At 61.1% G+C, this 24,838-nt stretch carries 27 protein-coding genes; 14 read left to right on the top strand and 13 right to left on the bottom strand.

Going from position 1 to position 24,838, the window contains the following annotated elements:
• The first annotated feature begins 7 nt into the window (after positions 1-7).
• Together DXY10_RS08535 and DXY10_RS08540 are read left to right on the top strand one after the other, a co-directional pair.
• Entirely contained in the window at positions 8-1,225 is a 1,218-nt protein-coding gene (locus DXY10_RS08535; RefSeq protein WP_115018794.1) for a nicotinate-nucleotide--dimethylbenzimidazole phosphoribosyltransferase, read from the top strand.
• Positions 1,222-2,256 (top strand): ABC transporter substrate-binding protein, encoded by a 1,035-nt coding sequence (locus DXY10_RS08540; RefSeq protein WP_115018512.1) that lies wholly within the window; start codon positions 1,222-1,224, stop codon positions 2,254-2,256. The genes DXY10_RS08535 and DXY10_RS08540 overlap by 4 nt, the downstream gene beginning before the upstream one ends.
• On the opposite strand, the gene DXY10_RS08545 is transcribed toward DXY10_RS08540, so the two are convergent.
• Together DXY10_RS08545 and DXY10_RS08550 are read right to left on the bottom strand one after the other, a co-directional pair.
• Entirely contained in the window at positions 2,245-3,402 is a 1,158-nt protein-coding gene (locus tag DXY10_RS08545; protein WP_115018514.1) for an aldo/keto reductase, read from the bottom strand. The genes DXY10_RS08540 and DXY10_RS08545 overlap by 12 nt on opposite strands.
• An 18-nt stretch (positions 3,403-3,420) precedes the next feature.
• A complete protein-coding gene (locus DXY10_RS08550; RefSeq protein WP_170955760.1) occupies positions 3,421-4,059 on the bottom strand; it encodes a bifunctional nuclease family protein in 639 nt (212 codons plus the stop codon).
• 66 nt (positions 4,060-4,125) lie between these two features.
• Between DXY10_RS08550 and DXY10_RS08555 the strand changes: the two genes are divergently transcribed.
• Positions 4,126-4,791, top strand: a complete 666-nt coding sequence (locus DXY10_RS08555; RefSeq protein WP_115018796.1) for a riboflavin synthase — start codon at positions 4,126-4,128, stop codon at positions 4,789-4,791.
• Between the two features lie 87 nt (positions 4,792-4,878).
• Entirely contained in the window at positions 4,879-5,463 is a 585-nt protein-coding gene (locus DXY10_RS08560; protein ID WP_115018517.1) for an HdeD family acid-resistance protein, read from the top strand.
• A gap of 79 nt (positions 5,464-5,542) precedes the next feature.
• Here the strand turns inward: DXY10_RS08560 and DXY10_RS08565 are convergent, their stop codons facing one another.
• The 4 genes from DXY10_RS08565 to DXY10_RS08580 form a co-directional block, all read right to left on the bottom strand.
• Positions 5,543-5,953 carry an AbrB family transcriptional regulator gene (locus DXY10_RS08565; RefSeq protein ID WP_115018519.1) on the bottom strand — a complete coding sequence of 137 codons (411 nt, stop codon included), beginning with the start codon at positions 5,951-5,953 and terminating at the stop codon, positions 5,543-5,545.
• 130 nt (positions 5,954-6,083) lie between these two features.
• The gene (locus tag DXY10_RS08570) at positions 6,084-6,683 is read right to left on the bottom strand and encodes a cytochrome c oxidase subunit 3 (protein WP_115018521.1); all 600 of its coding nucleotides are present in this window, start codon (positions 6,681-6,683) and stop codon (positions 6,084-6,086) included.
• Positions 6,680-8,350, bottom strand: a complete 1,671-nt coding sequence (gene ctaD / locus DXY10_RS08575) for a cytochrome c oxidase subunit I (RefSeq protein ID WP_115018523.1) — start codon at positions 8,348-8,350, stop codon at positions 6,680-6,682. The genes DXY10_RS08570 and ctaD overlap by 4 nt, the downstream gene beginning before the upstream one ends.
• Positions 8,347-9,237, bottom strand: coding sequence for a cytochrome c oxidase subunit II (locus DXY10_RS08580; RefSeq protein ID WP_115018525.1), 891 nt, complete (start codon positions 9,235-9,237; stop codon positions 8,347-8,349). Before DXY10_RS08580 ends, ctaD begins: the two co-directional genes overlap by 4 nt.
• Positions 9,238-9,519: 282 nt before the next feature.
• Between DXY10_RS08580 and DXY10_RS08585 the strand changes: the two genes are divergently transcribed.
• The 7 genes from DXY10_RS08585 (at position 9,520) to DXY10_RS08615 (ending at position 14,914) form a co-directional block, all read left to right on the top strand.
• Positions 9,520-10,458 (top strand): heme A synthase, encoded by a 939-nt coding sequence (locus DXY10_RS08585; protein WP_115018527.1) that lies wholly within the window; start codon positions 9,520-9,522, stop codon positions 10,456-10,458.
• A complete protein-coding gene (locus DXY10_RS08590) occupies positions 10,451-11,455 on the top strand; it encodes a heme o synthase (RefSeq protein WP_115018528.1) in 1,005 nt (334 codons plus the stop codon). Before DXY10_RS08585 ends, DXY10_RS08590 begins: the two co-directional genes overlap by 8 nt.
• A 31-nt stretch (positions 11,456-11,486) precedes the next feature.
• Positions 11,487-12,500 carry an ATP-binding cassette domain-containing protein gene (locus DXY10_RS08595; RefSeq protein ID WP_115018529.1) on the top strand — a complete coding sequence of 338 codons (1,014 nt, stop codon included), beginning with the start codon at positions 11,487-11,489 and terminating at the stop codon, positions 12,498-12,500.
• 75 nt (positions 12,501-12,575) lie between these two features.
• The gene (locus tag DXY10_RS08600) at positions 12,576-13,415 is read left to right on the top strand and encodes an ABC transporter permease (RefSeq protein ID WP_115018530.1); all 840 of its coding nucleotides are present in this window, start codon (positions 12,576-12,578) and stop codon (positions 13,413-13,415) included.
• 4 nt (positions 13,416-13,419) lie between these two features.
• Positions 13,420-13,932 carry a hypothetical protein gene (locus DXY10_RS08605; RefSeq protein ID WP_115018531.1) on the top strand — a complete coding sequence of 171 codons (513 nt, stop codon included), beginning with the start codon at positions 13,420-13,422 and terminating at the stop codon, positions 13,930-13,932.
• 3 nt (positions 13,933-13,935) lie between these two features.
• Positions 13,936-14,628, top strand: coding sequence for an N-acetylmannosamine-6-phosphate 2-epimerase (locus DXY10_RS08610; RefSeq protein WP_115018533.1), 693 nt, complete (start codon positions 13,936-13,938; stop codon positions 14,626-14,628).
• A 94-nt stretch (positions 14,629-14,722) separates the two neighbouring features.
• A complete protein-coding gene (locus DXY10_RS08615) occupies positions 14,723-14,914 on the top strand; it encodes a hypothetical protein (RefSeq protein ID WP_115018534.1) in 192 nt (63 codons plus the stop codon).
• A 30-nt stretch (positions 14,915-14,944) separates the two neighbouring features.
• Here the strand turns inward: DXY10_RS08615 and groL are convergent, their stop codons facing one another.
• Positions 14,945-16,624 carry a chaperonin GroEL gene (gene groL / locus DXY10_RS08620; protein WP_115018536.1) on the bottom strand — a complete coding sequence of 560 codons (1,680 nt, stop codon included), beginning with the start codon at positions 16,622-16,624 and terminating at the stop codon, positions 14,945-14,947.
• Between the two features lie 129 nt (positions 16,625-16,753).
• On the opposite strand from groL, the gene DXY10_RS14595 reads away from it, so the two are divergent.
• Positions 16,754-16,930, top strand: a complete 177-nt coding sequence (locus DXY10_RS14595) for a hypothetical protein (RefSeq protein ID WP_170953788.1) — start codon at positions 16,754-16,756, stop codon at positions 16,928-16,930.
• 3 nt (positions 16,931-16,933) lie between these two features.
• Here DXY10_RS14595 and fabG read toward each other — a convergent pair whose 3' ends face one another.
• The 3 genes from fabG to DXY10_RS08635 form a co-directional block, all read right to left on the bottom strand.
• Positions 16,934-17,686, bottom strand: a complete 753-nt coding sequence (fabG, locus tag DXY10_RS08625) for a 3-oxoacyl-[acyl-carrier-protein] reductase (protein WP_115018798.1) — start codon at positions 17,684-17,686, stop codon at positions 16,934-16,936.
• 72 nt (positions 17,687-17,758) lie between these two features.
• Positions 17,759-18,868 carry a TrkA family potassium uptake protein gene (locus DXY10_RS08630; protein ID WP_115018538.1) on the bottom strand — a complete coding sequence of 370 codons (1,110 nt, stop codon included), beginning with the start codon at positions 18,866-18,868 and terminating at the stop codon, positions 17,759-17,761.
• The gene (locus tag DXY10_RS08635) at positions 18,868-19,704 is read right to left on the bottom strand and encodes a glycosyltransferase family 9 protein (RefSeq protein ID WP_115018540.1); all 837 of its coding nucleotides are present in this window, start codon (positions 19,702-19,704) and stop codon (positions 18,868-18,870) included. The genes DXY10_RS08630 and DXY10_RS08635 overlap by 1 nt, the downstream gene beginning before the upstream one ends.
• A 74-nt stretch (positions 19,705-19,778) precedes the next feature.
• On the opposite strand from DXY10_RS08635, the gene ispD reads away from it, so the two are divergent.
• On the top strand, positions 19,779-20,471 hold the full coding sequence (gene ispD, locus DXY10_RS08640) for a 2-C-methyl-D-erythritol 4-phosphate cytidylyltransferase (protein ID WP_115018800.1): 693 nt from the start codon (positions 19,779-19,781) through the stop codon (positions 20,469-20,471).
• Here ispD and DXY10_RS08645 read toward each other — a convergent pair.
• The gene (locus DXY10_RS08645) at positions 20,413-21,333 is read right to left on the bottom strand and encodes an LD-carboxypeptidase (protein WP_115018541.1); all 921 of its coding nucleotides are present in this window, start codon (positions 21,331-21,333) and stop codon (positions 20,413-20,415) included. The two genes, ispD and DXY10_RS08645, sit on opposite strands and share 59 nt — an antisense overlap.
• Positions 21,330-22,238 carry a 4-hydroxybenzoate polyprenyltransferase gene (locus DXY10_RS08650; protein ID WP_115018543.1) on the bottom strand — a complete coding sequence of 303 codons (909 nt, stop codon included), beginning with the start codon at positions 22,236-22,238 and terminating at the stop codon, positions 21,330-21,332. The genes DXY10_RS08645 and DXY10_RS08650 overlap by 4 nt, the downstream gene beginning before the upstream one ends.
• Positions 22,239-22,346: 108 nt before the next feature.
• Between DXY10_RS08650 and DXY10_RS08655 the strand changes: the two genes are divergently transcribed.
• A complete protein-coding gene (locus tag DXY10_RS08655; protein WP_115018545.1) occupies positions 22,347-23,969 on the top strand; it encodes a Ppx/GppA phosphatase family protein in 1,623 nt (540 codons plus the stop codon).
• Here the strand turns inward: DXY10_RS08655 and DXY10_RS08660 are convergent.
• The gene (locus DXY10_RS08660; RefSeq protein WP_115018546.1) at positions 23,881-24,807 is read right to left on the bottom strand and encodes a helix-turn-helix domain-containing protein; all 927 of its coding nucleotides are present in this window, start codon (positions 24,805-24,807) and stop codon (positions 23,881-23,883) included. The genes DXY10_RS08655 and DXY10_RS08660 overlap by 89 nt on opposite strands.
• Positions 24,808-24,838 lie beyond the last annotated feature (31 nt).

Consider the following 24,838-nt stretch of genomic DNA (forward strand, 5'->3'; position numbering starts at 1 on the left):
TCCCACCATGGCCTCAGTTCTTCCGCCTGGATGTGAGTTGATCGGTGCAGGTTGGTCGCATGCCGATCTCAACGCGCGCGTGCGCCCTTGGTGTGATCCGGCTTTGCAACCGTCGTTGCTGGTGGTGCTGGCGGCCACCCGCACCGCCGAGGTCCTTGGGATCTCGGCGGCAGGGGCCACAACGGCATCCCGTCGCTACACCGCTATCGCCGATGCCGAGCTGCTGCTGCATGGGCCTGCTCATCAGCCGCACTGGCCCCTCCCCCCACTGCCGGCAGGGGTCTCACCGGCACTGATTAGCTGGGCTGCAACGCAACGACTCGCCCTGGCTCCTGAGGTGGCTGCCATCGGTCTGCACCAACCGCCCCCGTTCCCGCATCTGCGCTTTGAAGCACCCTCCCTTGGGGCTGCAGATTGCCTGAGCAGTGGTCAGGCGATGTCGCTTGACAGGGTCGAGCAGCTTTGGGAGCGCGGGCGGAGACTGGGGTCTGTTCTGCGGGGACCGCTCGTGCTGGCGGAATGCGTCCCGGGTGGCACGACCACAGCACAGGCTGTGCTGTGTGGCCTTGGGGTGCCCGTGGATGACCTGGTGAGCGGCAGTGCTCGGCAGCCACCTCTTGCCCTGAAACAAAGTCTGGTCGCTGCCGGATTGCAAGCAGCTGCTCTGCATTCGCCTGTCCAGCCGAAGCCGTTGGTTGCTGCTGTGGGAGACCCGTTTCAGGCTCTGGCCGCTGGGCTGATCGAGGGGGCCATGGAGTCTGGCCAGCCGTTAATGCTGGCGGGAGGCAGCCAGATGCTGGCTGTGCTGGCTCTTGCTCTGACCAGCTGTGCCCCTCACGAGCGCCCAGTGCTGGCAAGCCAGTTACTTCTGGGCACCACCGCCTGGCTTGCGGATGAGCAGCTTGCTGAAACATTGATGGTGGATCAGAGGCCTACCCCTCCCGCCTTCCCGGAGCTGTTGCAGCGCGTTTCCCGTTTTTTGGAGCTACCCGTTTTGGCGATCGCCAGTGGTCTGCGTTTGCAGTTGAGTCGTCATCAGCAGCTGCGCGATTACGAACTCGGTCACGTGAAGGAGGGAGTCGGTGCAGGGGGGCTGGCTCTGCTCGCCCAGCTGCGCGGTATTGGTACGGATCAGTTGCTGGCGGATTGCGATCGGGCGATGGATGCTCTGTTGCAACAGCCCGCTGGGTGCACTGGTGGCGGGTCTTTAGGGTCGAAGCCATGACCGCCGACTCCAACGTTCAAGCCCTTCGTTTACCTGCTCTGCCCTCGGCGGGGATCCGGCGGCGACAGGTGCTGCAGATGGGTTTGCTGCTTGGTATGAGTGGCCTTTCGGGATGTGCCAGGGCCACTGCCCCCACGTTGATGGCGGCCCCTGAGACTCTGCCGATGCTCTGGCGCCGTCGGATCGCGAAGCCTTGGCAGTTCAAACCTTTGGACTCGATCCGGCAGCTGGAGGGCCAGCTCCCGCTGCCGGCGGACCTCCTAGCCCTTCCAGATGGCTGGGTTTCCCAGCTCCCACCTGAGGCCTTGCAGTCCCTAGGAGCGCCCTCGCTGCGTGAGCGCCTCAGCGAGCAGGCCGTCAGCTTGCTGGAGAGCTTCCCTCCCGATTTGGCTGCCGCTCTGTTGCCGGTCTCGGTCAGTCCCTGGGTGATGGTGTTCCGGGGCGATGACGACGGGCCGACTGTTGCCAAGGAGGGGTGGAGAACGTTGCTCGAGCCTGGCCTGGCTGGGCAGGTGGTTCTCCCCGCTAGCCCCAGGCTTGTGCTCAGTCTTGCCGATCACATGGATGCGCCTGATGCGGTGCGTCGTCTGCGGGGAGCGGCTCGAGTGTTCGACGATCGCCATGCTCTTAACTGGCTGCTGCAGGGCAAGGCTCGGGTGGTGGTTCTGCCTCTAGTGCGATGCATGAAGATGCTCAGGAGTGATCCGAGGGTGAAGGCGGTGTTGCCTGAGCAGGGAGCGCCTCTGAATTGGACACTGTTGATGCGGCCTGGCGGAACCAAGGAACCACTGCCCCAGGCCTGGGTTGAGGAGGCCTGGACCGAGCCGCTTCTGGCTCGGCTGCTGGCTGAGGGCTGGGTGCCACCTTTGCCCCAGCAGGCTTTGAGGGGGCTGCGTGCGTCTGTGCCGTCGCGTCTGCGTCCTGTGGTGCTTCCTCCTCAGCCAATCTGGGACCGTTGCTGGAGTTTCGGCCCTCTGTCGCCTTCTGAGGCGCAACAGCTGGAGGAGCGCTGGGCTGATTCAACCCCATAGGCGCCGCCGTGGTGCTGCAGCCAGCAGCGCATGGGTCTCTGCTAGGAGATCGGGAATTGGCAGGTCGTGTGGACATCTGGGCAAGCAGTCTCCGCAGCGTTCACAGGCACTGGCGTTGTGAGATTCCCACCAGTGGCCGGCGCGGCCGATGAGGTTGTAGCGCTCTTCGCAGTAACCGCGCAGATCGTGGCCAAGACGCATGTTGCGCAGGCGCAGCAATTCCGGAATCGGCACTTGGTTTGGGCAGGGCAGGCAGGCTCTGCACTGTCCGCATTGATGTCGTCCCAGACGCTCGCGGCGGCGTGCCTGGAGTTGATCGAGCGCCTGTTGTTCGCTGTCGCTTAAGGGGTGCTCCGCTTCGGCGAGTTGGTGAGCCAGATGCAGGTCCTCGGCGCGGCTGGCACCGAGGGTGAGGGTGCTGATGCCGTGGCTGAGCAGATAGCGGTAGGCCAGTTCGAGAGGGTGATGGGGACTGCAATCGGCCTCCAGGGTCGGGCTGGGGTCCTGCAGGTGCCCTCCCTTGTCGGCTGGGGAGATCGCCATTACCCCCATGTCTGCCTGTAGGGCTGAGGTGGCGAGGGGCAGACGAACAGGATCCAGCAGGTGGAGGTGGAGGCTGCAGAACTTGAACCTGCCACTGGCGATGGCGTCAGCGATCACTGCGGTCGTGCCATGACTGCTGAAGCCCACCTGACCGACCAGGCCTTCTTCGCGGGCCCAGCGCATCAGCTCCAGTCCATCTCCTTTCAGGGCCCAGTGGAGATGGTCATTCAGGTTCAGTCCGTGGATGGCCCAGTTGTCGAGTCTTGGCACTCCAAGACGCTGGAGGCAGTTCTGGAGCTGGGCCTGTCCCTCCTGCAACGTCACTCCGGGAAGCACCTTGCTGGTGATTACCCAGCCGCCGGTGGGTGCGATTCCCCGATCGCTGAGCTCCCGCAGCGCCTGTCCCAGAAACGCTTCTGCAGGCCCGTAGGCCGGAGCTGTTTCGAGATGGTTGATCCCTGCTGTGACCGCCGCTTCCATCACCTCCTGCATCTGAGCAGGCGAGGTGAGTGCCCGCATCGTGCCGAGGGTGAAGAGACTCACAGCCGGTCCATCGCCGAAGCGGCGACGGGCTGGGGTGCGGACGACTGGAGCTGGGGTCATGCCGTGGTCATGTTGCGCTCATGGCGCGTTCTCGCCGCCCGCTTCGTTGGGATCATCAGGCTGTCGGGACTGGAGGTGACGGACGAGGGCGGCAGGACTGACCTGTTCAAGAAAGCGTCGGAATTCGTCCTGTTCTTCGGAGTCGGCCTCGGCATCGACGGGGATTGAGGCTTCGGCCACGACTTCCTCGAGCATCCAGATGCCTGTGCCAGTCCGAACCGCTAGGGCAATGGCATCACTGGGGCGTGCATCGATCTCGATCTCTTCACTTGTGTCGGTGACGGCCTCAGACGCTGCTATCCGCGGCTCTGGAGGTTGCTCCTGCCCCTCCTGATCGCTCTGGTCGTCATCATTCAGTTGATCGGCCTCCACGCCGCTATGGCCACAGCGCTGGAGCTTGAGCAGTGCTCGAAAGGTGCTGTCTTCAATGGCGTGGATGATGACACGCTCCAGCTGCAATCCTCCCGCCTCCAGCAGGGCCACCATCAGATCGTGGGTGAGGGGTCGAGGTGGTTCTTCTCCCTGAATGCCGGCCATGATGTTGTGGGCCTGGGGCTGATCGATCCAGATCGGCACCTGACGGCGCCCGGAAGGGTCGCGCAGGAGCACGATCGGACTTCGACTGCCGGCATCGAGAGCAATCCCGGCAACGTGCATTTCAACCACGGCCTCTCTGCCCTTTATCCGATTATGGCCAGAGGAAAGGCCATGGGCGGAGAAGCGATGTTCACTGGGCTGGTGCAGGCTGTTGGATCCGTGCAGCGACGTGGTCAGCGACTGCTTGTGGCTGGATGTGGCCCTTTTCTGCCGCTTCAACTTGGCGATAGCGTTGCTGTCGATGGGGTCTGTCTAACCGTTGCTGAATGCGTCGGTGATGGCTTCCTTGCTGATGTGAGCGAGGAAACACTGCATCGCACCACACTCGGAAGCAAGGCTCTGAAACGTGGTGCGGTGAATCTCGAGCCCGCTTTGCGGCTGGAGGATCGGCTTGGTGGCCATCTGGTGAGCGGTCATGTCGACGGGGCTGGAGAGGTTGTGGCGGTGCAGGCGTTGCCGCAGTCCTGGCGCTTGGAGCTGCAGTGGCGAGACCCCTCCTATGGCCGTTATGTCTGTGAGAAAGGGAGCATCGCCGTGGATGGGGTCAGCCTGACGGTGGCGGGCTGCTCCGAGGCAGGACGTCGCTTTTGGGTCGCGGTGATTCCGCACACTTGGGCATCCACCGCTCTGAAGCATCTTTCGGTTGGTGCTGTGGTGAATCTGGAGGCGGATCTGATCGCTCGCTATGCCGAACGGCTGCTGGCCCAGACCGGCTCAGGTGGCGACATGGAGCAAAATCCGAATGACGCCGCGATCACCAATGCATGGCTGACGGACCACGGCTGGAGCTGAGCGGTGCCGCCGGTGAAACGGTCATGAAACGTGGCCGTCCCGCGAGGTCGTCAATACCTTGCGGGAGTTGTTCGCTGTGAACCAACAATGACTGTTGATGAGCGCCCTGACTCTCTGGGCAGCTTCAAGGCCTTTGCCATCGCCGAAGGTGTCTTGCTGATTGTGCTTGGCATTCTTGCCCTTGTGTTTCCCGTCTTGGCCTCTGTCTGGACAGTGGCTGTTGTCGGTGTTTTGTTCTTGATCGGCGGCTTGGTGGGCTGGATCAGCAACTTGGCCCGTGCAGGACGGATGGGGCGCTGGGTGTGCTTCTGGCGTCTTGTTGTATCGACCCTGTTCATCGTGGCCGGAGGTTCGATTCTCAAGGATCTGCGTCAAGACAGCCTCGAGCAGGTCGCTGTCTTCGCTTTGGCGATCGGTATCGTCTTTCTGGTTGAGGGGGTGGTGGCTTTCTTCAGCGGCCTCATCAACAGCAGTCGACCCGGTGCTGGCTGGGCGATTGCGAATGGCGTGATCACGTTCATCCTTGGCCTGCTGATCGTCACCCTTAAGTTCTGGGGTCTTCTCTGGGTGCTGGGGACCCTTGTGGGCATCAGCTTCCTGTTCAGCGGGATCGACTTGATCGCCTTCAGTTCCAGTCTTCACGATGGTCAGGATCCGCCAGCAACGGCTTGACGCTGTCCAACACCTTCAATCGGCTTCAACACCTTCAAGCGTTGAAGCCGATTGAACCCTGCCGATCGCGGGGGTTGATTCAGGTGGCTTGGTCTGATCCGGTCTGATCAGATAGGGCCGCATCACCGCTCATGGCTGCGTCTTCCTCAAGTGGAAGCAACCAGATTGAGCCGGAGTCTTTGTGAAGTTCGATTCGGAATTCCTGCCCGGGCTCAAGACCTAGCCGTCTTGTGTAGGCATGGCCGATTAAGAGATTGCCATTCCCATGCACCCTGGTGCGGAATTCTGCCTGCCGGCCTCTGGTGCCACCACCAGCATTGCCACTGGCGGATGGAAGCGTGTATCCCTTCGCTTCTACCAGTGCCTTGTAGAAGCTTTTCTTGAGTACCCGTCCGCTAGGGCCCACATAGCCGCATCCACGTGCGATTTCATCTTCACGCCGATTGCTGAGGGCGCGCGCTTTGTCGAGGAGTTCCTGGCCGACCAGCATCTGATCAGGAAGAGTTAATTGAATTCTGGCGATTCTGAGCAATTGCCGCAAGGATCATGCTCGCTTTTTGGCCTCTTCTTTCTGCCTGCAGGCTTCATGCTTGTTGTAGGGGCCTTGCTCAGGGCTGTGCTCAGATCAGATAGAGAATCAGAAAGAGCACAACCCAGATCCCATCAACGAAGTGCCAGTAGAGCTCAACGGCTTCGAGCGGGAACTGATTTTCAGAGGTCACCCGGCCGGCTGGAGTGCGGCATTGCCACCAAACGATCAGGATCATCAAGGCCCCAAGCGTGACGTGGAGGCCGTGGAAGCCAGTTAGGGCATAGAAGGTGCTGGCGAAGAGGTTGTCGGTGAGCCCGAAGGGCAGGGTGAAGTACTCGACCATTTGGCTGACCAGAAAGGCCAGGCCGAGGACTGCGGTCAGCATCAGCCACTGGCGGCACACCTGGTTGGCACCCTTGCGCAGGTTTTGCCCGGCTTTGTGGAAGGTGGCGCTGCTCACCAGCAGTAACACCGTGTTCAGGATCGGTAGGGGCAGCTCAAGCTCATAGATGGCATCGGGCTGAAGCGGATTGACGGCATGAAAGGTGAGGTAAGCGGCAAAGAAACCGGCAAAGGTCATCGCGTCAGCGACCAAGAAGGTCGCGACACCAAACATGCGGTGGTCCTGATGGGCGTGGTCAGTCGCGGTGCTGGCGACGTCGGTGCTTGATGGCTTGAGGGTGGTCATTTTCCGCTGCTCCAGAGGTCACTGCCGCTGGCAGCCGCTAGGTCGATTTGGTCGATGGGCACGCCGTAGCCGTAAGGCTCATGAACGAGAGGTGCTTCCCCTTCCCAGTTCTCGACCGGTGGCGGTGAACTGGTGAGCCATTCAGGTGTGAGAGCGTTCCAGGGGTTGTCGCCGGCGATTTCACCTCGGAAAGCGCTGGCGACCACGTTCCAGAGGAAAGGAAGGGTGCTGATGGCCATCAGCAGTGCCCCAGCGCTGCTGAGCTGATTAATGAAAGCGAACTGTGGGTCGTATTCCGCCACCCGCCTTGGCATGCCGTTGAGGCCCAGCCAGTGCTGGGGGGCAAAACAGAGGTTGAAGCCGATGAAGGTGAGCAGGAAGTGAAGGCGACCCAGCGTTTCGTTGAGCATGCGACCGGTGACCTTCGGATACCAGTGATAGATCGACGCGAAGATCACAAACACCGTGCCTCCATAGACGATGTAGTGGAAGTGGGCGACGACAAAGTAGGTGTCATGCACATGAACATCGAATGGCACCTGGGCTAAGGCCACGCCTGTGATGCCTCCGAGCACAAAATTGATAATGAACCCGCATGAAAAGAGAACAGCGCTGTTTAAGGCAATTCGTCCTCCCCAGAGGGTGGCTAGCCAGTTGAAGAACTTGATGCCTGTGGGAACGGCGATGAAGGCGGTGGCGATGGTGAAGAACAGGCGCATCCATGGAGGCGTACCGCTGGTGAACATGTGATGGGCCCACACCACCAGGCCCAACACAACGATTGCCATGATTGAGTAAACCATCGTTGCGTAGCCGAACAGCGGTTTACGGCAATGCACCGGCAGAATCTCACTCACCAGTCCGAAGGCTGGTAGCACCATGATGTAAACGGCTGGATGTGAATAGAACCAGAACAGGTGTTGATACACCACCACATTCCCGCCAAGACCTGGATTGAAGAATCCGGTATGGGCAACAATATCGAAGCTAAGAAGAATGAGTGTGCCTGCGAGGACTGGGGTCGAGAGTACGACGAGAATGCTTGTGCCCAGCATGGCCCAGCAATACATCGGTAATTGCATCAGCTTTAATCCAGGTCGTCGCAGCTTGAGCACCGTTGCGATGAAATTGATGCCACCGAAGATTGAACTTCCGCCTAGAAGAAGCACGCTCAAGATCCAGATCACTTGTCCGCTGGCTGCGGTCGTGGTGCTGAGCGGTGGATAGGCGGTCCATCCAGACTGGGCTGCACCGGTGATGAAGTAGCTGCTGATCAATAACAGCCCCGCTGGGGGAATTAACCAGAATGCAACTGCATTCAACCGCGGGAAGGCCATGTCGCGGGCCCCTACGTAGAACGGGATCAGGTAATTGCCGAAGGCCCCGTTCACAACTGGGACGATCCAGAGAAAGATCATCACCGTTCCGTGCAGGGTGAGCACTTGGTTATAAACATCTCTCGGCATGAAGTCCGACATCGGACTGACCAGTTCGGTGCGGATGGCCCCTGCTAGAGCACCTCCGATCAGATAGAAGAGAAATCCACAAACCAGATACTGGAGACCGATCACCTTGTGGTCGACGCTGAAGCTGAAGTAGCGCAGCCACCCAGTCGGTTGCAGTGAAGGTCTGTGTTGTTCACCCTCAGGTGTAAGAGAGACAGTCATGCGTCAGCGACCTCCAAAGTGTTGTTGGCGTTGAACCAGGCCTCGTAGCTTTCGGGGTCATCAACGACGACAGATGTGCGCATCCCACCGTGATAAGGACCACAGAGTTCTGCGCAGACGATCGGATAGGTGCCCGGCCTTGTGGGGGTGAAGTTCAGTACGGTCGGCTGTCCAGGAATTACGTCTTGTTTGAGTCGGAATTCAGGCACCCAGAAGGCATGGATCACGTCTTTCGCTTCCATGCGCAGGCTGACGGGCTTTCCTGCTGGCACATGCAGCTCGCCGGAGATGAAATCGCCCTGTGGATAGCGGAAGAGAAAGGCAAATTGCATTGCGGTGACCTCAATGGGCACGGCTGCAATGGCACCACCATCCTTCGCCTGGATGGAGCTGGTGCCAATCCCTCCCCAAACCCGTTCTCCATGCTCGTCAGGAGGTGGCGCATCCTGCATCGGAGCTGAGTGATCCATGCCGCTGTGAAGCATGCCGCTGTGAAGCATGCCGCTGTGATCCATGCCGTGGTTGAGCGGGGTCATGCCGCCCATGCGGTCATAGATGTCGTAGCTGTACAGACCGACGAACAGCACCACGATCGCGGGAACTGCTGTCCAGAAGATTTCCAGAGGGAGGTTGCCTTCGATCGCAAGGCCATCGCCGCGTTGGCCCGGCCTGCGGCGGAAGCGAATCAGGCTGAAGATCACCAACCCGACAATGCCAATGAACAGGATGGTCCCGATGCTGAAGAGAACTCGGAAGAGTTCGTCGTAGACGGGTGCATTGGCACTGGCATCGGCGGGTAGGAGGTTGACGTTCTGGCCGATCCAGAGTCCACCGAGTACCAGGATCATCCCCAGAACAAGGGTGAGAATCGAAGAGGGGATTGGCACGGCACGATCCGTGATTCATTTCAGGCTATGGGCATCGTCAGATGGCAACCACACGTTGATTGTTAAGCCGTTTGGAAATTCCTGGAATATTGATGATGCTGCGCGTCGAAATCCTTATGGGCGACTGCGTTTGTGACCATCTTGCCGTGAATCTGTCAGCGGAAGGAGACGTTTGTGCCGTGAATGTGGGCGAATGATGTTGCGAACGGCCATAGACCGTGCCGTTGTCGATTAGATCGCTACGTTCCGACTATTCACGTTGCTGCCTAGGGGGGCGTTCCGTTGGTTAGCTCCTCTTCGTTGCCGATTCGGCATCGTCTCGCTCTCCTGGCCAGTCATCTTGTGGTGGCCCTTGTCGCCCTTGTTGTGATCGGTGGCGCCACCAGAGTGATGGAAGCGGGTCTCGCCTGTCCTGACTGGCCTCTCTGCTACGGCTCCTTGTTGCCGGGCAGGCAGATGAACGTCCAGGTTTTTCTGGAATGGTTTCATCGGCTTGATGCCTTCGTGATCGGCATTGCCCTCTTGGTTCAGCTGGGGGCGGCCTGGTGGTGGCGGCGTCAGCTGCCCACGTGGCTTCTGCCCTGCAGTGCCGTTCTTGTGCTGTTGGTGCTTGTCCAGGGTGGCCTCGGTGCACTCACGGTGCTGAATCTCCTCCCTTCTGGAGTGGTGACAGCGCATTTAGCGCTGGGCCTTCTGCTTGTGGCGCTGATGAGCGGATTGAGTCAGCTCTTGCTGGCTCCGCAAGCGTCGTCTCTGGCGCCTTCCTCTCCACTTTGGTGGCGACTGCTGGGAGGGCTGAGCGTGCTGGCGGTGAGTGCCCAGTGCCTGCTGGGAGGACGGATGGCGACATCCTGGGCGGCCAAGCGATGTCTTGATGCTGGCCAGGCTTGTCAGTGGTTGCACTGGCATCGCACTGCGGCGACACCAGCAGCGCTCACCGTCTGTCTATTCGTTGCCGTTGCGATGGTGGCCGGGGGCTGGGCTCGGCGGCAATGGCCCCTGCTGCTGACCGTGGCATCCCTTGTGTTGCTGCAAATCGCGCTCGGTGTGTTCACGCTGCGGCTCGGACTGGCTCAGCCCTCGCTCACCGTGGCCCATCAACTGGTGGCCTGCCTCCTGGTTGCGCTCTTGGCAGCCCTCACCTGCAGGCGGCCTCAGCTGTCGGCGCAGCCCGATGCCGCACCTCTCGATTCCTCCTCTCTGGAGCCTTGTCATGGCTAGCTCCACTGCAACAAGTTCTCAGGTCATCACCCGTGATCAGGTGGTGCCTTCTCGAAAACGGGTCAAGCTGCCGGCTTGGCTTGAGGTGGCTAAGCCGCGTCTGATTCCCCTTCTCCTGGCCACGACCCTGGGTGGGATGGCCCTGAGCGAGGGGTGGCCTTTGTCGTCCCCGCGATTGGCCTGCACTCTTGGCGGAGGGGCTTTGGCTGCTGCTGCCGCCGGAGTTCTCAATTGCCTCTGGGAGCAGGAGCTGGACGGTCGCATGCATCGCACCAGTGGCCGTGCACTTCCCTCCGGCCGCCTCTCCCCTAGCACTGCATTCGCTGGTGCCGTCTCCTGCACTCTGGCGGCTGCTCTCCTGTTGGTGAGCGGTGTGAACTGCTTGGCGGCGGGGCTGTCGTTGCTTGGTCTGTGCAGCTATGTGCTGCTCTATACGGCCTTGCTCAAGCCGCGAACACCCCAGAACATCGTGATTGGCGGAGTCGCTGGAGCGATCCCCCCTCTGGTGGGCGCTGCTGCGGCCACGGGGCACGTGGGCCTCAGCGGTTGGTGGCTGTTTGCTCTGGTGATGGTGTGGACTCCGGCCCATTTCTGGGCCCTAGCCCTCTTGCTCCGCGATGACTACCGAGCTGTCGGCATCCCGATGCTTCCAGTGGTGAAGGGTCCGGTTGTCACCGCTCGCGCGATCCGTCGCTACGGCTGGGCCACGGTTGTGCTGAGTGGCTTTGGTGTGTTGGCCTTGCCGGAAGGCGGTCTTCTTTATGGCCTGTTACTACTCCCCTTCAACGCCCGTCTCTTGCAGATGGTGCACAATCTGGCCGAAGCCCCTGAGAGCACAGAACGGGCGAAGGGCTTGTTTCGCTGGTCCATCCTTTATCTGTTTGGCATCTGCCTGCTACTGATCCTCAGTCGCCTGCCTGTCTCTGTCGTGTTTGATGATCAGGTTCATGCTGTGTTCGACATGCTGATCCGTGGGCTTCCACAGATCGCTGCCTAGATTCACATCCCGATCCTCCCGCTACAGCTCAATGCCCTTGTTGGAGCTGGCACATCTCCAGAAGTCCTACGGGCCAGTGAAGGCGCTCGAAGACCTCAGCCTGGAGGTGCCTGAGGGGTGTCTTTATGGCCTGCTGGGCCCCAATGGTGCCGGCAAGACCACGACGTTGCGGATCCTCGCCACTCTCTTGGCTCCTGATCAGGGCACGGTTGAGGTAGCAGGCATCGATGCTTTGCAAGATCCCCGCTCTGTGCGTTGTCTGATGGGGTATGTGGCCCAGGAGGTGGCCATCGACAAAATTCTGACCGGTCGAGAGCTGCTGCAGCTTCAGGGTGATCTCTATCACCTTCAGCCTGCGAATCGCGACAAGCGCATGGAAGAGCTAATCGCACTGCTGGGAATGCAGGATTGGATCGATCGCCGTTGTGGGACCTACTCCGGTGGGATGCGTCGCCGGTTGGATCTTGCGTCAGGGCTGCTGCATCGACCCCAACTGCTCGTCTTAGATGAACCCACTGTCGGTCTGGACATCGAAAGCCGTGGCGCGATTTGGCAGGTGCTACGGGAGTTGGTCCAGCAGGGCACCTCGGTCTTGCTCAGTAGTCATTACCTCGAAGAGGTGGAGGCTCTTGCTGACCGGATGGCGATCATCGATGCAGGGCGTGTGATCGCCGAAGGCACACCAGATGAGCTCAAGCAGAGGCTCGGTGGTGATCGGGTGACCCTGCGGGTGCGTGAATTCAGCGATCAGCTCGAGGCAGAGCGACTCCAACGCCTGCTCCAGCCTGTGGAGGGCGTGCTTCAGATCGTGGTCAACCGGGCTCAGGGGTACTCCCTCAATCTGGTTGTGGAAGGAGATCAGGTGCTGCAACGTCTGCGTCAGCAGCTTGATCAAGCAGGTTTGCCGGTGTTTGCCCTGGCCCAGAGCCGGCCGAGCCTTGATGATGTCTACCTTCAGGCCACCGGTCGCACTCTGATGGATGCGGAACTGGCTGTTGCCGGTCAGCGGGACACCAAGCAGGAGCGGAAGCAGTCCATGCGTTGAGGTTCCGGATTGTTGCTTTCGCCGATTTTGTTTCGTCTTTGCTTCTCAGCTTCTTTCGTCTGATCCAATCTCCTGATGACCAGTCCTGTTGCTACACCCACCAGCGCTCCGATGGCTGAACTGGTGCAGGAAACGATGGCTCTAACGCGTCGTCTGTTTCTGCAGCTGCAACGCCGTCCTTCCACATTGGTGGCCGGGGTCCTACAACCCCTGATCTGGCTGGTGCTGTTTGGGGCCTTGTTCTCGAGGGCTCCTGAGGGCCTGTTGCCAGGCGGGATCAGTTATGGCCGCTTTCTCGGGGCCGGAGTGATTGTCTTCACCGCCTTCAGTGCTGCTCTCAATGCCGGGTTGCCGGTGATGTTTGATCGGGAATTCGGCTTTCTAAATCGTCTGTTGGTGGCGCCTCTGCGCAGTCGCAGTTCGATCGTGCTGGCATCGGTGATCTATATCACCACCTTGAGCTTGATTCAGAGTTTGGCCATCATGGCCACTGCTGCCCTGCTCGGTTATGGCTGGCCTGGGATGGCAGGCCTCGGGCTGGTGTTGATCACGCTGTTGCTCTTGGTGTTTGCAGTGACGGCCCTCAGCCTCGGTCTGGCCTTCGCTCTGCCAGGGCACATTGAGCTGATCGCGGTGATCTTCGTTTTCAATCTGCCTTTGCTCTTTGCCAGCACGGCTTTAGCACCTTTGTCGTTCATGCCGCCTTGGTTGGGCTGGCTTGCAGCACTGAATCCACTTACCTTCGCCATAGAACCAATCCGTGCTGCCTATGCCGGCCCTCTGGATCTATCGGTCGTCCTTCTGGATGCACCCTATGGTCCGGTGAGCGGTTATGTCTGCCTCCTGGTCTTGATGCTGCTCACTGTGGGACTGTTCCTGCTGATCCGCCCATTACTCAACCGCAAGCTTTCCTAATCCTGTGACTGCCTCTCGTGCCCCTTCCCCTCAGCGTCGACGGGACGCTCAGTTGCAGCAGCTCAACGATGCCCGTGCTCAGGGTGATCAGTTGGCGATCAATCGTGCTGAACTCCAGTGGGTGCATCGCTACGGAGTGGGGACGTTGCCTCAGCCGGTCGAGAGCCCTGAATCCCCACCTCTCTTGACTGTTGTGGAGCCCACTGCTGATCCCGCTGCTGATGCTGAGCCGGCCACGCCTTCACCGTTGGCAGCTGTCGCACCCATCGGAACACCTGCACAGCCTTCTCCACTGGCTCGGTTCAAAAGCGAACACGCCGATTGCCTCGATACAGCCCCCGTCGATGAGGTGGCTAGTACGGATGAGGGCGCCAACGAGGCTGAAGGCATCGACAAGCCTTTGCTGGATCGACTGTCTCCCGCAGGGGCGGTTCCTCCACCTCCGTCTCCTCGTTTGCATCGGTTGCGTCGATGGCTGCCGACTGCATCCCCTGACGAGCTGCCACGAGCTTCCTGATTGATGAGCTGTCTGGATCTGGCAGCCCTCAGGGGGGGGCTAATCGTGTCTGTTCAAGCGCCTGAGGGCTCGCCGATGCGAGATTCCGAAGTGATCGCCGCCATGGCAGAGGCGAGTCTTAACAACGGTGCAGTCGGAGTACGTCTCGAGAGTCCTGAGCACATTGGAGCTGTGCGTCGCCGCTGTCCAGAGGCCCTCATTATTGGGCTGTGGAAACGTACATTTCCTGATAGTGAGGTCTACATCACACCGCGTTGGCAGGAGATCCAGGCTGTTTGGGGTGCTGGGGCCGATGTGGTGGCGATCGATGCCACATCACGGCCAAGACCGGATGGAGAGTCTTTGGAAGCTCTGGTTGAACGCGCTGATCGGGAACTGAAACTCCCCTTGATGGCTGATGTCGATAGCGTTGCGAATGGATTGCGTGCAGCCCAGCTTGGCTGTCGTTGGGTGGGCACAACCCTGTTTGGCTATACCGCTGAGACGGCTGAATCAACGCCGCCTGGGCTGGAGCTGTTGCCGCCGTTGCGTGCTCAGTTGCCGCAAGAGGTGCCCTTGATCTGTGAAGGAGGGATTGCCTCAGCCGTGATGGCCACACAAGTGCTTGAGCAGGGTGCCGACTGTGTGGTGGTGGGCACAGCGATCACTGGCGTGGATCTGCAAGTGGCAGCGTATTGCCGCCAGATGGCGGGTTGATCAAGCCATCCGCTTTAGGGCTTTGAAGCGAATCTGAGGGATTGACACCACGGGGCCGCCTGGACGCACAATGTGACTGAGACGCGTGAGACCGATGAAAAGACTCCGGTTTTGTCTGCCGTTGCCTCTTGCCCTCGGCGGTCTCGTGTTTGCCATGCCTCTTGCAGGGCTGCCAATGGGGGAGCTGCAGGCTCTGAATCATGAGCTGGGGCGGCTCTGCAGTCGCCCGCCTCGGGAGGCACTCGCGGTCTGCAGGATCCATGCTCGGCTGGTGCGCTCCCTCTGAGAGTGGATCGCGCCAGCCTTGAGCGGTGGATCACATCATGCCGGGCATGCCCATGCCGCCCATGCCGCCCATGCCGCCCATGCCGCCCATGCCGCCCATGCCGCCCATGGGATCGGCTCCTGGCGCTGCAGCAGGAGCAGGTTCGGGCTTATCGGCAATCACCACTTCAGTGGTGATGAGCAGAGATGCGATCGAAACAGCATCCTGAAGCCCCAGGCGTACCACTTTGGCCGCATCGACGATGCCGGCCTGGAGAAGGTCTTCAAAGTTGCCGGTGAGGGCGTTGAATCCCTTGCCAGAGCGACGCACTTCCTCGACCACCACGTCACCATTGGCTCCAGCATTAATCGCGATTTGGCGTAGGGGTGCGCTTAGAGAACGCCTCACGATCTCCACCCCGGTGCACTCGTCACCCTGCAGCTGCGCGGAGAGATCATCGAGTCCCTCAGCAAGCTCGATCAGGGTGCATCCACCGCCGGCCACGATGCCTTCCTCAACGGCAGCCCTGGTTGCATTGAGAGCATCCTCAATCCGCAGCTTGCGATTCTTCAGTTCGGTTTCTGTCGGCGCCCCCACCTTGATCACTGCAACGCCGCCGGCAAGCTTGGCGATGCGTTCGCTCAGCTTTTCGCGGTCGTAGTCCGATTCAGTGTTGTCGAGTTCGCGCTTGATCGATCCAACACGTTCATTGACCGCTGCACGATGCTCCTCACTGGCCACGATCGTGGTGCTGTCTTTCGTGATGGTGATGCGGCGGGCACGGCCCAGGTCGTCCAGAGTGACCTTGTCGAGGGTCATGGCACGGTCTTCGCTGATCACGGTGCCACCGGTGAGGATGGCGATATCAGCCAGTGCGGCCTTGCGTCGCTCGCCGAAGGAGGGTGCGCGAACGGCTGCTACCTGAAGAACGCCGCGGTTCTTGTTCACCACGAGCGTGGCCAAGGCTTCGCCGTCCACTTCCTCGGCCAGTACGACGAGGGGTGAGCCGGACTTCTGGACTGTTTCCAGAACGGGAACCAGATCGGCAATCGCACTGATCTTTCGGTCGGTCAGAAGCAGCAGTGCGTTCTCGAATTCGCACAGCTGGCGTTCGCCATCGGTGACGAAATAGGGGGAGCTATAGCCCCGGTCGAAGGCCATGCCCTCGGTGACCTCCAGCTCGGTCGCCAGGGATTTTGACTCTTCAACAGTGATCACGCCATCGACGCTCACCTTGTCCATGGCTTCGGAGACCATCCGGCCAACTTCTTCGTCGCCACCGGCACTGACGGTGGCAACCTGGCCGATGGCTTGGCCGCTCACGGCCTGGCTGCGTTGGGAGAGGCCTCTCACCACATGGGCAACGGCCTTCTCCATGCCTCGGCGCAGCTCGATCGGGCTGGCGCCTGCAGCGGTGTTGCGCAGACCTTCCTCCACCATGGCCTGTGCCAGCACGGTGGCTGTGGTGGTGCCGTCGCCAGCCTTGTCTTTTGTTTTGGACGCCACCTGCTGAATCAGCTTGGCGCCAATGTTTTCGAACGGGCTTTCGAGTTCGATCTCCTTGGCGATGGTGTCGCCGTCATTGACGATGTCAGGAGCGCCGAAGCTTTTCTCCAGAACCACGTTGCGTCCGCGGGGGCCGATCGTGACGCGCACGGCATCGGCAAGGGCGTTCATACCGCGCTCGAGCGCGCCGCGGGACTCATCCGAAAAGCTGAGGAGTTTGGCCATGTTCTACAGGTACCCGCTGGTCAATGTCCCACAGGAAGCTGACCCTTCGGACCGCCCGTTTGGTGGGGAAAGCCGAATCGAAGCGATCCTGATGCTGTCCGGCCCAACTCGGCTCGTTATGGTCCGGCCATGGATGAACCCGGCTTTCAGTCCTTCACCCTGTTTGCGGCCCTGGCGGGTGGCATGGCCTTGATCTATGCACCCTTGAGGCTGTTCCTCACCGCCACGGAGCGCAGCCGCCGGCTGCGCCTGCTGCAGCGCATCCGCCGGCTGCGGGATGAACTGAATCAACCCCTAGAACGCTGATGCTCAGCTCATCACCATGCCGCCGTCCACCTGCAGGACCTGGCCGGTGATGTAGGCGGCTGCAGGGTCGGCCGCCAGGAAACGAACGGTGCCTGCGATGTGCTCAGGTGTCCCGAAGCTGCCCAGGGGGATGGCCGCCAGGATCCCTTCGGCATTGAGATCCTTGGTCATGTCCGTCGCGATGAATCCGGGAGCGACGGCATTGACGGTGATGCCGCGGCTGGCCATTTCCTTGGCAGCACTTCGGGTCAGTCCTACGACTCCGGCTTTGGCGGCGGCGTAATTGGCCTGGCCGGCATTGCCCATCAGGCCAACCACGGAGGTGATATTGATGATCCGCCCGCTCCTTTGTTTGAGCATCGTGCGGGTGACGGCACGGGTGCAAAGGAAGACACCGGTGAGGTTGAGGTTGATGACCGATTGCCAGTCGGCTGTCTTCATCCGCATCAGCAGTCCGTCGCGGGTGATGCCGGCATTGTTCACCAGCACGTCAATGCGTCCACTGCGCTCGAGCACGGTTTTGATCAGGTCTTCGACTGCTTCCTCTTCAGCCACGTTGGCCTGGAGGGCATAGGCCTTGCCTCCGCCTGAGGTGATCTCTGCTACCACTGCGTTTGCTGCATCCGGAGAGCTGGAGTAATTCACCACCACTTCAGCGCCCGCCGCAGCAAGAGCCAGAGCAACGGCGCGGCCGATGCCGCGGCTGGCACCGGTCACCAGAGCGGTCTGGCCGTTGAGGGAGTCGTTGGACGTCATGAAGGGCTCCACAGTGGATGGATCGTAGGGATCCGCCCCGTATGGGCTCAACCGGGAAGGGTTAGGGAGCGCTTATCCAGAGGCGGAACCGCCCATGGTCTCCACCATGTCCACGGCAGGGCCAAGCAGCTCGCGGAAGCGCATCAGTTGCTCTTTGCTGCCCAGCACCACCAGAAGCTGCCCTGCTTCCAGGCGCATATCGCCACCGGGATTGGCCACCAGTCGGCCCCGGTCCCGAATGGCAAGCACAAAGGCTCCGCTTCTTCGCCCCAGCTGAAGATCTGCCAGGGTCTGCCCCGGGAGGTTGTGCAGAAGCAGCGGGTTGTTGCTCAGTTGGAACTCCTCGATTTCGCAGTCGGAGCCCACCAGCAACTCCATGAAGTCGACGGCGAGGGGGCGCAGAGCAGACGCTGCCATCACCCGTCCCCCGGCGACATAGGGGCTCACCACCACACTGGCGCCGGCAAGTTTCAGCTTCGCTGCTGCCTCTTCGCTGTCGGAGCGTGCAATCAGTCGACAGTTCGGCTGCAGGCCACGGGCACTGAGCACTACATAGAGGTTGGCGGCATCGCTGGGTAGCGCTGCCACCAGGCTGCGACAGCGATTCAGCCCGGCCTCGAGGAGGGTTTCATCTCCTGTGGCATCCGCTTCCAGCACCCGCAAGCCGCGTTCCTGGGCGGCCTGGCTTCGCTGGGGGTCCAGCTCCACCACCAAGACAGCGATGTTCTCCTGAAGGAGTTGTTCGCCGATCTCCCTGCCGATACGGCCATAGCCGCAGATGATCACGTGATCGTGCATGCGCCGGAGTTTGCGTCGAAAGCGCAGTGCTCGCAACTGGCGGAAGTAGCCGGCCTCGGTCAGGCCAAGGATGCGCTGGATGGTCAGTTGGACCACCACAATGCCCCCGGCGATGATCAAGACCGTTACCAACCGCCCGGCGTGCGAGAGGGGCTCCACTTCGCCGTAACCAATCGTGCTGATTGTGATCAGCACCATCCAGAAGCAATCCCCCCAGTCCCAACCCTCGGTGACCCGGTACCCGACGGCCCCTGTGAGGACCACCACCACCAGCGCCAGCAGGGGGCCGATCCAGGGTTGAGCGAGCAGCCTCAGATTGGGCACCAGCCGCCATGGTGAGAAGGATGGTCTGCGGCTGGACTGGCCCAGTCGCTTCTTTGGCATCAGAACCCGAGAGCGGAAAGCACGTCCTCTTCGCTGAGGTCGCGGAGATCAGAGCCCGCACCCCCCAGGCAGCGCACCCCTTGACGTGTTGGTAGATCGGCCTCATCCGCTCCAAGGGCCACCAGTGGCACACCGGCATACACCGCCAGAAGCTGAGTGACGGGGCAGCTGCTGAGCACCACATCCGAGCAGGCCACCTGGGCGGCGCGGATGTTGAGCTTCCCTCCAGCCGGTAAGTGCTGGCTGCGCAAAGAGTCCAAGCGCTGGCGGATGGTGTCTGGCAGCCGCTGCCAGCGATCGGCGGGCCAGTCGTTGTTGTCCTGACCAGGAGCAAGCAGCAGCAAGGGACCGTCACCGGCGGGCTGGTCGGCACGCACTAATTCCAGCGCTGCAGCAGGCAGGGACAGGCGGAAGGCGTCGGCATCGAGCTTTAGGCCGATCGGCTGAAGAAAACTGCTGGTCTTCTGGGCCTTCCAACCACTACCGGGCTGAATCTGGTCGGTGGTGGAGAAACCGTCGAGGGCGATTCGTGTGGGGATATGGCTCATGCTGAGCATCAGGTTCACCTGTCGCCCGGAGGCGAAGTTGAAACACACCTGGAAGTCGGGTTCGCGCACGGTGCCAAGCAGATTGGCCCAGTCCGACAGATTGGAGTCCTCGTCGAATCCGAAGGGGATCACCTTCTCAACGGCTGGAAGCAGCTCCCATCCCTGGCGGTGGGCGAGCGGACAGGCCACCTGAATGGTGGCGTTGAGCTGTTCAGCAGCAGCGGCCAGAGCGGGGATACGCTCGAGTTGCTGCTGAAGAGTCCCCGGACTTAGGACAAGAACACGCATGAACCAGCAGCACAAGGAGGGTGCGAGCTGATTGTATGGAGGCCGTATCCCGCTGCCGGCCGCAGGAGTCGCTTGTGCATCTGTTGATCGCTGCCGCCGGAAGCGGTCGTCGCATGGGGGGCGACCGCAACAAGTTGTTGCTGCCGCTGCGGGAACGTCCCGTTCTGGCTTGGACGCTTGAGGCTGCCTTAAAGGCGGAGACGGTCGGCTGGATCGGCATCGTCGGGCAAGAGGTCGATCGTGCTGCGATTGAGGCCCTGATCGCTGAGGCCCAGCCCCTGGCACCCGCTAAACCGATTCATTGGATCGAGGGAGGCAGCACGCGGCAGCAATCAGTGCTGCGTGGTCTGGCGGGGCTGCCTGCAGAGGCCTCCCATGTGTTGATTCACGATGGGGCCCGTTGTCTGGCGGAGTCGGCCCTGTTCGACCGCTGTGCTCAGGTTGTGCTTGAGGGTGAGGCCGTCATCGCTGCCACGCCTGTGACCGACACGATCAAGCGGGTGGATGATCAAGGCTTCATCACGGCCACACCAGATCGCTCCGAACTCTGGGCTGCCCAGACACCCCAGGCCTTTGCTGTGGATCAGTTGCGCCAAGGGCATGCCGAGGCCCTTCGGCTTGGCTGGGAAGTCACCGATGATGCCTCGCTGTATGAACGACTCGGTTGGGATGTGAAGGTGTTGGACGCTGGCCCCGCCAATATCAAGGTCACCACTCCTTTTGATTTGATTGTTGCCGAGGCGGTGCTGTCGTTTCGATCAGCCTGAGTTGTCCGCGGTCACCATCCAGACAGGCCTCTCTCCCGATTGGGAGGGCGGCGTTGCCACCAGGCCCATGCCCCAGTGGCAGGTCGGCCACAACGGGAATGCCTAGATCGAGGCTGCGCTCCTGCAGCACCTCGGCACAAGCGAATCCATCGCTGTCCTCTTCGTCCTCGCAGCCGCTGAAACGTCCGAAGCCCAGGCCAGACAGCTTGTGCAGCGCACCGGTCAGGCGCCAGTGGGTGAGCATGCGATCGATCCGGTAAGGACTCTCCCCCACGTCTTCAAGGATCAGGATTGCTCCGCTGAGGCCTGGCATGTGGGGGCTCCCTAGTAAATGGGAGGCCACGGTGAGATTGGCTGCGATCAGGGGCCCCCGTGCTGTGCCGCTAGCCCAGCTGATGCCCTGTAGGTCAGGCAGTGGTTGCCCGAACAGCAGATCTTTCAGCCGCTGCTGGCTCCAGTCCGGTTCAGCCGCCAGGGTGCTCAGCAGGGGGCCGTGAATGCTTCCATCAAGCCCTGCGCTGAAGCGAGCCAGCAACAGGGCGGTCACGTCGGAGAAGCCCAGTAGCCAGCCTGGTCGCCAATGGATTGGCTGTTCCAGCAGGCGCGCTGCCCCCCAGCCACCGCGTGCACAGGCCAGTAGTGGTGCTGCCGGCACGGGGTAAAGGTCGTTGCGACGTTCGTGGTCTTCTCCCGCTAGGTAGCCCCACCGACGCCTAGGGATTCCAGTGGGATCCGTTTGCAGGCCCCAGCGACTGAGTACCTCCAGGCCCTGGCTGAGCGCTTCGGGGTCATCAAAGGCCGAGCTGGCTGCCACCACATGGACGGCGTCGCCGTTGCGCAGAGGCGCTGTGAGTCTGCTCATCCTTGTAGCCCGCCCAGCACGAGGCCAAACAGCAACAGCCCCCCCAGCCAGACCTGATGTTTGAAGTGCCGGCCGTAGACCGACATCGGCTGCTGGCTTAGACGCTGCAACCGCCTGGGCTCCAGAACCATGCCGGTTGCAGCGACGCACCAGCAGGGCCAGAAGGCAGCCCCCACACCTGTCTCGATGGCTGCGACCCCCAAGGCCAGCACAGTGAGGGAATAGCAGGCGGTCACGACGGGCACGGAGGCCTTGCCGAGAGTGAGGGCGCTGCTGCGCAAGCCAAGACGACGGTCATCGAGCCGGTCGGCCATGGCATACACGGTGTCAAAGCCGAAGGTCCAGGCCATCGTCGCCAGCCAGCACAGCCACAGAGCTGGTGTGGCTGTTAGCTCTCCTTCAGCCGCGGCCCAAGGGATCAACACGGCGAAGCCCCAGCAGAGCGCCAGAACGGCTTGAGGGAAGGGGAACCAGCGTTTGGCCGACGGATAAAGCAGGATCGGTGGTAGCGCCAGCAGGGCCAGAACAAGGCATAGGCCGCGTCCTGGTGACGGAAGGCCCAGCACCACAAGCAGGCTGAGCAGCAGCAGTGCCAGCAATGAGGCAATGGCCACCGTTAAGGGCAGGACTCCTCGGGCCAGAGGACGGCCTTTGGTGCGCTCCACCTGGCGGTCGATGCGTCGGTCCCAGAGGTCATTGGCGATGCACCCTGCCGCACTCACGGCGAGACCACCGACGATGATCAGCAGGACGAGGGAGACTGGTGGCGGAGATTCGGGAGAGAGCCAGAGGCTCCATCCGGCCGGCACTAGCAAAATCAGTCGTCCGCTGGGTTTGTTCCAGCGCAAAAGTTGGATCCAGGCGGCCAAGGCCGGATTGACTTGGCGTTGTAGTGCGCCGATCACGTTGAGCGGTGTTTCAAAAAACCTTAGGCACTCCCTTCCCTGCGGCGGTGCTTGATGGCCACGCCATTGACCGATGCCAGAGTGTGAGCGGTTTGCAAGTCTCTGCTGATGGCAGGTGCCGACGCCGCGTCATCTGACAACGCTCAGCGCCAGGGCGTGAGAGAGCTGAGACGCGTCGCCGCGATCGACATCGGCACCAATTCCACCCACCTGTTGGTCGCAGCGGTGGATCCCAGCTTGCGCACCTTCAGTGTTGTGCTGGCGGAGAAATCCACCACAAGGCTCGGAGAACGGGATGCTGCCACGGGACACCTCAGTGAGGAGGCACTCGCGCGTGGCATGGATGCCCTGCGCCGCTTCACCGATCTGGCCGCCAGCCATCAGGTTGAGCAGATTGTCACGGCGGCCACCAGTGCCGTGCGGGAAGCACCGAATGGCCGTGAGTTTCTGCAACAGGTCAAAGATGAACTCGATCTCGATGTCGATCTCGTCAGTGGTCCTGAAGAGGCGCGACTGATCTACCTCGGGGTGCTCTCTGGCATGTCTTTTGGGGACCGCCCTCACCTGCTGCTGGATATCGGCGGTGGATCCACCGAACTGATCCTGGCTGACGGACGCGATGCCCGCGCCCTCACCAGCACCCGCGTCGGAGCCGTACGGCTTCAGCGTGATTTCGTCAGGGAAGATCCTCTGCCGCCCAAGGGACAGGCCTTCCTACGGGCTTACATCCAAGGGTCCTTGGAGCCTGCAGTCGACAAGGTTCGGCGGCGCATCAAGCCGGGAGAAACGCCTGTGATGGTCGCCACCAGTGGCACCGCCATGGCGATTGGCGCTCTCGCCGCCAGCGAGGACGACCGTGCTCCGCTGAAGCTGCATGGCTATCGCCTGGATCGTGATCGCCTTGACCGGGTTGTTGAGCGTTTGCTGACGCTCTCCCCTGAGCAGCGCAAGGGTTTGGCGCCGATCAACGACCGACGTGCCGAGATCATCGTGCCGGGCGCGTTGATCCTGCAGACCACCATGCAAATGCTCGACGTTGAGGAGATGGTTCTGAGCGAAAGGGCTCTTCGGGAGGGCTTGATCGTTGACTGGATGTTGCGTCACGGTCTTCTCGAAGACCGCTTCAGTTTTCAGAGCAGCATTCGCCAGCGCACTGTCATCCATCAGGTACAGCGTTTCGCTGTTGATCAGAAGCGGGCGGAACGGGTCGCCAAGCATGCTCTCTGTCTTTATGACAACACCGCCGGTGTGCTGCATCGGGACACCGGCTTGGGACGGGAGTTGCTCTGGGCTGCGGCCATGCTCCATGCCTGTGGTCAGCACATCAACCTCAGCGCTTATCACAAGCATTCCTGGTATTTGATTCGTCACGGTGAGCTGCTCGGTTACTCCGAAACCGAACACTTGATGGTTGCGGCGATCGCCCGTTACCACCGCCGCAGCCTGCCTAAAAAGCGGCATGAGGCTTGGCAGGCCCTGCAAACGCGCTCTGAACGCCGCACCGTGTCTGAGATGGCTTTGTTGCTTCGTCTGGCTTCAGCCCTCGATCGACGCCCTGAACCGGTGGTCGATTTGATCCGCGTCAAAACAAAAACGGGGGTTCTCTCGCTTGAACTGGTGCCAGAGCGACTGAACCAGAACCTCAGTCTTGAGCAGTGGAGCCTCGAGGGTTGTTCGCCGGTGTTGCAGGAAGCGACGGGTTTGGCACTGAAGGTGAAGGTGCAGCAGTGATGGGATACCAACGCAGCTGGTCGATCGCACCCAAGGGGCCTTGGCTCTCACCGTCATCGTTCACCGTCACCAGATCCGGCCTGCCGGCATAGATCTCAATGCCGTTGCTTGCGTCGACGGTTTTTTGGGAGTCCACCATGCCTTCAAACAGAAGCTGGCGTTCTCGATCGCGGATAGCGATCCAGCTGGGCTCCTTCGTGAAAATGGTGACCGACTTGTTGCTGCCCCTGGTTGTGGAGACTTGATCAGTCACCTCGAGCCCTTGACTGGCCGGCAGCTGAGGGGGTGTTGGCTGGAGCGATGGGACGGAAGCCGAGGCTGATTGTGGTCGTTGCGGCAGCAAGGGCTGAGGCCGGAAGGTGGTTTGGCTCCAGCTCCAACCGGCAGCGACTGCCGCCCCCACGGCCACGGCCACCGTTGCGATTCGGATTAAACGTCCGCTCTGGTTGGGTTTTGCACCGGTCTGTCCAGGAGCTTGGGCCGGAGTGGATCTCGCCGTGGATCTCGCAGTGGAGCGTTTGGAGCGTTGGTCGGAGCTAACGCCATCCAGATCGCGAAGGGCGGCGATCAAGGGCTCTGGATCCATCCGTAGCCTGTCGGCTACACGTCGCACCGTGGCACGAACAAAAACGGTTTCGGCGAGATTGGCGCGGTCACCGGCTTCAAGGGCCTTGAGCTGCTCATCGCCCATGTGCAGGCCTTCGGCCAGCTGATGAAGGCTCAGGCCCTGGGATTCTCGGGCGGACTGGAGAGCCGCCCCGACCTGTTGAAGACCGGTGAATGATTCTTGCCTGGTCTCCCTGTGGTTGTCGCTGGAGGAATGGTCGAGATTCGCCATATCCAAGAGCACGCTCTTTTCGATCAGGCAG

Source organism: Synechococcus sp. UW140, assembly GCF_900474295.1.
Classification (GTDB): domain Bacteria; phylum Cyanobacteriota; class Cyanobacteriia; order PCC-6307; family Cyanobiaceae; genus Synechococcus_C.